Source organism: Aquabacterium sp. (assembly GCF_021768455.1).
Classification (GTDB): Bacteria; Pseudomonadota; Gammaproteobacteria; order Burkholderiales; family Burkholderiaceae_C; genus Aquabacterium.
Genome location: NZ_JAIZVX010000032.1, coordinates 21,857 through 29,994 on the forward strand (window position 1 = coordinate 21,857; position 8,138 = coordinate 29,994).

Genomic DNA, 8,138 nt, shown 5'->3' on the forward strand with positions numbered 1-8,138 from the left:
CAGCGGACTGACGAGATCAAGCCTCCCCAAAAACAGCCGAGCGGAGCCGAGAGGAAACAACCTCACGACTATGAACTCGATTCACAAACAAGTAACCATTATGACCAACCCTTCTAATCCATTCGAAATTTGAGCAAGCCGAAATAATCGCGTCACACAATGCCTCGTCGTCATCAAACACAAAGAAATCGTCTCCGTGCACCGCATCAATGCCTTCTGCACCAGTACTGTTAGTGAAAACAGGGATACCAATCGCCATACAGTCTAATACTTTTGTCTTAATTCCTGTGCCGAACGGAACAGGAAGAAGCGCTATCGAACAGCGCGCTGCAACAGCAGTCCAGTCATCAACAAACCCCAAAAAATCCACCGGAAATTCCTTAAAGCGGTTCCTTACGTCTTGGTCGGCGTAACCAACTGCAGCAACACTTATCGAATAACCTTTTCCTTGAATAACAGGAAACACACGCGTACAAAGGTACTCCATTGACGCTATGTTTTGGGCTGTCTTAAAATTACCAACAAACAATGCGGAAATTTTTTTCTCGGCCAAAATCGGCTGAGAAACGGAAACAGGAAAATCCAAGGAATCGATTGCTGGACTATTGGCAAATATTTTATCCAGCCCAACAAGGCTCTTCAAATAATTCACTTCAATACTTGAAGTAAGCAGAACTGCATCATATTTCTTCGCTGCGCTGAGCTCAGCCTGCCTTAGAAGGTTAGCCTCACGAGACAAGACCCAAGTACCGAACTTATTCAGAAATGATGCAAAGAACCTGGGTAGACGATCACCAAACGCACCCAATATCGATTCATTTGAATCGCGAACGATCATTTGCTCATACCGACGGGACAGCAAATCATCCAGATCCAGAATCCTTCTGAGCGCTTCAATATACGGCAAAAACACACCTGTCCTTTGCATGTCTGCTACGACAATCCGAGGCGGTGTTTCGTCACACAATTTTTTTATGCGCTCGGCCTTTGAGCTCGAAAAATACAACGCCTCTTGCGCGGAACACCCTTTTCTAAAAAATAAATTAAATATCACATGCAACGGTCCATTCAACCTAAGAATATTCACGGACCTACATCCCATCTTAAAATATGCGCGTTCGTCAACGTCCTCACTTTTGCCCGCAAAAATCACGAGATCAACTTCGCCCTTCTCCAAAATGAAATCAACACTCTGTTTGATCATTTTTTCTCTACCGCTAGAAGCGGGCAAAAACGGTCGCGAAGCCAAATACACAACAGTAGGATTAAGCATAAAATTCAAACGTCTGCGGGCGCATTTAAGGCCGAAATGTACGCCGCAATTACTCTGCGACCCATATTAGCGCGACTAAAATCCTTCGATCGTTCTATACCATTTTTGACACAATTCTCCCAAGTCGCTTCATCAGAGAGTACCCTTGACAGCGCAGAAGCAATATCTTCGACAAAAATAGGATTAACAAGAATAGCGCCCCCCCCAGCGACCTCTTTCATCGGGTTCAAATCTGACGTAATAACAGGAACGCCATACGCAAACGCCTCTAAGATGGGTAGACCAAAACCTTCCTTAAGACTTGGGAACAACAATACTGAGGCTGCGCTATATAAAGCATCTAAATCTACAGCGCTGATCCAACCGGGGAATTTAACTTTTCTCCCGCCTAATTCCTTAGCCATTGACGAGTCAGAAGGGACCCCAAGTACAATTAGAGAATTCGGTAGATCTAATTTTTCATAAGCGGACACCACCGCTCGAGTGTTCTTGTGCGGCGCGATACCCCCAACATGCAAAACGGGTCCGTAACGTCTTTCGGCCCAACTGGAGCAATTAGTTTTAGGAGAAAACGGAGATGTTATATATGCGACACTAGCGCTCCGACAAATTCGGGCCCTTATTAATCGGGCCGATTCATAACTGACGGTGAGAATTTCTGAGGCAGTTGATTTAACGCGCGATATCATTAGCCGTCGATAAATATTCCCAAAATTCTGGTATACACCCTTACCCAAATCATCCATGAAAATCAGATCGTGAACAGTAGCGACAACCTTTGCCTTTGATCGAATTAATGGAACCGTATTGCCTGGATAGTGAACGAGATGAGCGCCACCCCTCTTTGCCAGAAATGGCATAACCACATTCTCCCAAATAGGATACGGCGCCTCAGTTACGCGAATAAACTCAATATTTTTCCATTTTTTGGTTTCAGGGAATTTGGCATTTGCCGGCACCACACATGTGACGAACAAATTCCCTGACGCTACCATTTCGGCTTCATCTAAGGCCTGAATTAATTCTCGGACATAAGTTCCAATTCCACGTGGTTTGTCAACCCAAGCAGCGGATATATAAACTTGATATCTTTCATTTGACGGCATCGCCCCTCCCAATTATTTTCTCAGGCGCAAAATTAACGCCGCGCACCATCATGGCTGTATCTTTGATCTCATCAGATACTTCCCCCGCCCAGTCCACAACCGCAGAGCTCAAATATACGTACATGGGCTTGTGACAGAAAATATTTTTTGACTCCCTGATTAACACCCCGTTGAAATAATACTTGATACTCTCACTGGACCAGTCAACAGCGTAATTATTAAACCCCGCAGACAAATTCACGTTATTCCGATCAGCGGGGCTGGGGCCGACAGTTCTCAACAGCCCCCCGTATTTATAAAATTCCACGGAATATTTACCATAGGCTCCACGAACATTCTTGTATGCATCAACCCATCCCTCTAAAATCGATACAGCTGATATCTGCGTTGGATGGTTTAGCTTTAATTTTATATAATGGCTTTTAACTTCTTGCCCCCCAACTGCTGTCCATTGCGTCGTCAAAACATTATCAATCGCATACTCAGGGAGTCTATCCTTCAAACTACTAGATGCCGTAACGCTCTTAAAACAAACCGGCCCGCTTATGGAGTCCGTTGTCCGGCACACTTCAATAGGAACATCTGAAACGGAGGAATTTTGAAATAATTTAATATCCGCAACTCGGAATGGTGACATCGATCTTTGGCGCAGAACAATCTCATCAACAGTCAACCCGCCCGCATCGATATTTCTATACGAACGCTGTACACCGCGGCCACCATCCGGTTCGCCTGTGTAATAAACCATGGAGTCTTCAGTATGCTGCCCACTCCAATTGTGGATATTCATTGAAATTTCATTTGGATAGTGCCCCTCATTGACATCTATTTCGCACCACCTCTCACCAGTCTCCAAATTATTATCCATTAACCAAAAAGCGTTATTGACCCCCTCTCCTGGAACATATTTGTAGCTAGCCTCGAATCGCCCATACAAGAACTTATCAACACTCCGAAGTGAACCACTCAGCCATCTTTGGCCATTTGCCTTGTTCCTAGAAATCACCAATTTTAAAGTGCCATTTTTGTCGATTTGCACTTGGTTCGAGTTCTTTTCAGAAAGTGTATGCAATGCTGGATCATCTTGCTTGACCCAGCATATACCATCAAATTCGAATATAGTCGAACTATATTGTGAGCAATTCCTGTTCGACAGATTAGCCGGATCAGCTAAGGCTGCATCCACTCCAACAATTAAAACCAGACTCGCTAAGGTCAAAATTTTAAAAAGGTATGTCGGGTTCACGCATTTAAACAACTTCATTTGCCGCAACCTTTTCCGCTATTTGCCCGTGACGTTGTCGGAAAGCCCAACAATACACCCCCCACCCCCCCAAGGAGAAGACAAAGAATGGAACCGTTCGCACAAAGAACTCGGCCATTAGCGATCCGGTTAATACATAAAGCCCCAAGTGATAGAGAATCACATAGGCTGAAGTTTTCAAAAAAAGTTGCCGCGTCCGTGAAGCTAGGCTCCCTATCCATGAAAAAATCGACATATAGACAATAATTGCGAAAGGATAAATCCATCCACCAACTAACGTATAAATATCTGCAGGCGCCGTGACGGTAAGCTCCCACAAGAACACGTAGGGATCATCGTCATACAATATGCCTGTTACCCTTCTCCCAAAAGATAGTGTATAGGGGGGTGGATTAGAAGAAGTTAACTTATCAAAGAGATCAGGAACGAACAATAGTGGATCAAAAAAACGAAGGTCATCTCGCACTAAGTTAACAGTCGCATAAAGACCGTACTCTGCGATCCCAGTAAACCGGAGAAGCAATAATTCGAATGTCTCCGTCCATGTGTCAAGACCAGCAACAATTTTGAAAAGAACTACGGTGGGTATTGCAACTATCATCGCCCCCAAAATAAACTTGCCTACGGGTAAACGTACACCCGCAACATTCAATCCGAGGATTACAAATACACCTCCCCAGAGTGCCGCTCCCTTCCCTCCGCTAAACAACTGCAAAATCAAGAGGATAACAGTGAAAATTGAGTTCTCAGCTCTATGTTTTTTTTGCAGTGCAAGCGTGGCCACGAGATAAATTATCAAAAATGGCACGAAAACCTTCAGAACCTTAAACGCAACGCTGGAGGCCATAAACTCCATTCTTGCAACATTTGGGTCATCCGATAGCAATGGGACACCGGCCTGAGCATAATGACTTACCGCAGCGCCAACAGCCACGGACAGAAGAATCCGCACATAGGCCTGCCCTTCCAATTTTGGAGGGGACACGGTCTGCCTTCGGTCTACTCTGGAAAATGCAATCGCGATAAGTACTAAAATTGCTGTCAACCAAATATCTACCCACGCAAATCCGAATGTATAGTTATTTACGATTGCGCCAACGAATAGAAGCAAAGCGATCGCTATTGGTAACCAATATGGCTTGGTCATTTCTGCCCTATCAGTCCTGCGGCGAATCCAGCAAGACGGCCGAAGGCGATAACTCCCATAAATTTCGCCTTTCGTAGATCAAACGTTGCCACAGACACAAAAGCCTTGACAATTGGCGCCACTATTATCGTGGCAGCATACACTTTCGGATAATAATCACTAGATATAACTTTCCCGCAACCTCTTGCATACGCACTCGCGCGCTTGAACTCCTCCGGACTAAACGTCGAAATTTTAACTGGGTGATATGCAAGGATTGCTGGATCGTATTTAATACGACCCCCTTGATCAATTACGCGACACAAAATGTCTGTTTCTTCTCCAGACTGCCATTTTGAGTTCGCCCCCACCCCCAGTGATTCGTCAAATAGTATTCCACCACGAAACACCTTCGCATTAAGAAATATTGTGAATGAGATCGCGCTCCGCCATACATTCCATTTAGTCAGTGTCAGCGAGCGATTAGCCCACGCACGCTCTTCGCGTCCGTCACCATCTGTAGTTCTACCTGTCACGCCTGCGAGCGAACTGTCACGCTCAAAAAGACCTGCTACAGTATCAAGCAAATTAGATGGGTACCAGCAATCATCATCCGGAAATGCGACAACCTGCCCCGACGCTAAAGCTAAGCCTACATTTCTTGCCTTTGACAATCCCTTTTCGGAATTCACGTGAATTACCTTATCCTGCAACGTAGGAAAATCCAACAGCAACTCATGAATCCGTCGGTCCGGATTTTGATCCACGACAATCAGTTCGTAGCACTGATAATCTTGGTTTTCTAGCGATGTTAGAAATCTCCTTACCTCATCTGTACGCCCCAACGTTGCCAAAATCAGAGAGAATTTGAACGGGCACGGTGCCTGCGGTTTATATTCAACAGCATCCATATTTCAACCCCGAATCATCTCGACATCAAACCTTTCAGCTAAGGTTTTGTCGTATATATCGCCATTTTTCCCATATGAGTTATCGTTGAGCAGGACTTTTACGCCCAGCAAAGCACCACCAACGCTAACATGAAGCCGGTTCGTAGCGATGATTTTCGCCTTTTTCAGCACCGACAAGAATTGCCACGTTATTATCAAAGCTTCCGCGCGAGACATATATTTTGACCCATACAAATTAGACAGATCAAGCGCAGGAACGCCCTTTTTTTCAGCAGTAGCCTCGCAATCAACTCTATAGATTTCCAGCGCCCCGTTCAAAGTTGGAACGACTCGTTTCTTTTTGATATACCAAAGCACATACTTAATCATTTGCTTTGGACTCATTGCCAAGTGCCCTACATATTTTGCCCACACTTCCGAACCACTCACCTCTCGCTCAAGCCACTCCAAGTCCAAAGAGAACGCGAGGTCATCGGCTAGATATTTTCTGGCGCCCGGTGCATGTTGAAGCGCCCAATCGTAACTCTTATATTCTCGGCAAAATAGTGTAAATCTTTCGTCTAATTTACCAAGCACGTCAAGATTAGATCGAATTGTATGAGGCAGAACTACAACTTCTGCAGCGCCAACTTCGAGGCACTTGAGCAAGAAATTTTTGCATTCCGAGTACCCATCTACAAAATTTCCGCCGCCAGAATACATTACATGCATTCCGGGACAGATGTCTTCTGTTCGTATGATTTTGGGAATTAGTCCCACCTTACTAAACAAGCACCACATTCCAGCAGCGATCAGTGCATCCCCAGCATTACCTTCATTCGGCACATAATAGACTTCCCCTCCTGATTTATTCATCAATTCAGCGAGAACACTTTTGAGCACTGCAATTTCTTTTACCCTGTCGTCCATATCAAAGTCCTTACTTGCTAAAGAAAAATGGGGCCATAACACTCAGCTTTATCTTACCTAACCCCAACAACTCACTATCAAAAAAATCAAACGCCACGTTGATGGAAATTGTTGTTATCAACAATGAAACGGCAGCGCCATTTATTCCAAAATAGTGAATCAACGGAACGCCAATGCATAGCGACATGAGTGATGAGCTAATGGATCTTTTTGCAATTTTCGAATCTAAACCAACTACTATTTGGTGCCTAATCCCCATTGTACCGACGGCCAAAAAAGGCACCGCACAACACATTATCGATAATGGCCAGACAGAGGCCAAATACTTATCCCCCATAAACTTTGGCAACAACACGAAGAAAGCACCGGAACTCAGAACTGAAATAACCAGGCAGCCCCAAAAAAACGCACTCATCAACGTACGCAATTTAGAATAATATTCTTTGTCACTGCTTGACTTCCATCTCAGCATGTTTGGCAAAAGAGATGACGCAATTAAATAAGGTAAAGAGCTAAAAGCCTCGTAAAACCGAACGGCTACTGCGTACAACCCCAAAGACTCTGTTGACAAAAGAGCAGCGATCACAAGGTGATCAATCCTGGAATACAAACTTTGGAAAATAGTGGTTACCCACATCATTTTCGCTGCCCCCGCAAGGGCTTGCATGTCGGACCAAGCTGCAAACGGGTATCGGCTTGGAAGTCTGAAATATTTCTGATGAACACCCAACGCAGTTGCAAGGAGAACCTTTTCGGCTAGGGGTATCACGTAGAAGTACAGAGGGTCGGCTGAAAGCATTACTGCTGCAACCGTTACCGCAGAGGATAACGCCAAGCATGCCACCTTAATTTGCACAACCGTCTTAACTGCTGACCTGTGCTGCGCGTAATAGTCAATGACCAAACTCCCTTGAGTAAATAGCGCAAGGCCATAGACTAGCAAGCCCAAAAGTTGGGATTTATCCGACACAAATAAGGCTATTACGGCCCCGCCCGCATAAAGAATCCCTCCGACGATATTGGTAAGCCAAAACCCAGAGGACAAGATTTTTAACTTTTCCTCATGCGTACCCGCATTCGTCAACTCCCTCACCATCACGGAGTCAATACCCATTCTGCCCACTGTCATGGCCAACGCGCATATAGTGATGACGAGGCTAAGTGATCCGTACCCTGACGGCCCTAGATATCTTGCCGCATACATACCAACTAAAGCGCCAGATATCATCCTCATGATGGGCTCAGCAATGAACCAAAGCGTGTTATATACACTTCTCATTTTTTGCTAGCCTTACGGTTTTGGTACGTTTCCATCAGACCACAAGGAAGATTGGTTTTTGAAGGGAAGCGCGAGCCCCTTACCAATATCTATCAAAGACTTACCTCAACAAATAGGCGGCGCTCAAATCATAGAAATGATATTCGCATGAGCATTCAGGCAAATTTATCTACCGTAGTTGTCCTGGAAGCGCACGATGTCGTCCTCACCCAGGTAGCTGCCCGATTGCACCTCGATGATTTCCAGCGGGATCGCGCCCGGGTTCACCAG

Annotated in this window: 8 protein-coding genes; all 8 read right to left on the reverse strand. The window is 45.1% G+C overall.

Annotation, left to right across the window (positions count from 1 at the left end; translation table 11 throughout):
• Positions 1 to 16: 16 nt before the first annotated feature.
• The gene (locus QZ994_RS06530) at positions 17 to 1,204 is read right to left on the reverse strand and encodes a glycosyltransferase (protein ID WP_290869905.1); all 1,188 of its coding nucleotides are present in this window, start codon (positions 1,202 to 1,204) and stop codon (positions 17 to 19) included.
• 74 nt (positions 1,205 to 1,278) lie between these two features.
• The gene (locus tag QZ994_RS06535; RefSeq protein WP_290869908.1) at positions 1,279 to 2,379 is read right to left on the reverse strand and encodes a glycosyltransferase family 1 protein; all 1,101 of its coding nucleotides are present in this window, start codon (positions 2,377 to 2,379) and stop codon (positions 1,279 to 1,281) included.
• On the reverse strand, positions 2,366 to 3,643 hold the full coding sequence (locus tag QZ994_RS06540; RefSeq protein ID WP_290869911.1) for a family 16 glycosylhydrolase: 1,278 nt from the start codon (positions 3,641 to 3,643) through the stop codon (positions 2,366 to 2,368). The genes QZ994_RS06535 and QZ994_RS06540 overlap by 14 nt, the downstream gene beginning before the upstream one ends.
• Positions 3,630 to 4,790, reverse strand: a complete 1,161-nt coding sequence (locus tag QZ994_RS06545; RefSeq protein ID WP_290869914.1) for a hypothetical protein — start codon at positions 4,788 to 4,790, stop codon at positions 3,630 to 3,632. Before QZ994_RS06545 ends, QZ994_RS06540 begins: the two co-directional genes overlap by 14 nt.
• Entirely contained in the window at positions 4,787 to 5,680 is an 894-nt protein-coding gene (locus QZ994_RS06550) for a glycosyltransferase family 2 protein (RefSeq protein WP_290869917.1), read from the reverse strand. The genes QZ994_RS06545 and QZ994_RS06550 overlap by 4 nt, the downstream gene beginning before the upstream one ends.
• A 3-nt stretch (positions 5,681 to 5,683) precedes the next feature.
• Positions 5,684 to 6,589: a polysaccharide pyruvyl transferase family protein gene (locus tag QZ994_RS06555; protein ID WP_290869920.1), complete on the reverse strand. Its 906-nt coding sequence runs from the start codon at positions 6,587 to 6,589 to the stop codon at positions 5,684 to 5,686.
• A 10-nt stretch (positions 6,590 to 6,599) separates the two neighbouring features.
• A complete protein-coding gene (locus QZ994_RS06560) occupies positions 6,600 to 7,868 on the reverse strand; it encodes a flippase (RefSeq protein WP_290869922.1) in 1,269 nt (422 codons plus the stop codon).
• Between the two features lie 165 nt (positions 7,869 to 8,033).
• A partial coding sequence (locus tag QZ994_RS06565; RefSeq protein ID WP_290869924.1) for a hypothetical protein occupies positions 8,034 to 8,138 on the reverse strand: 105 nt, incomplete at its 5' end.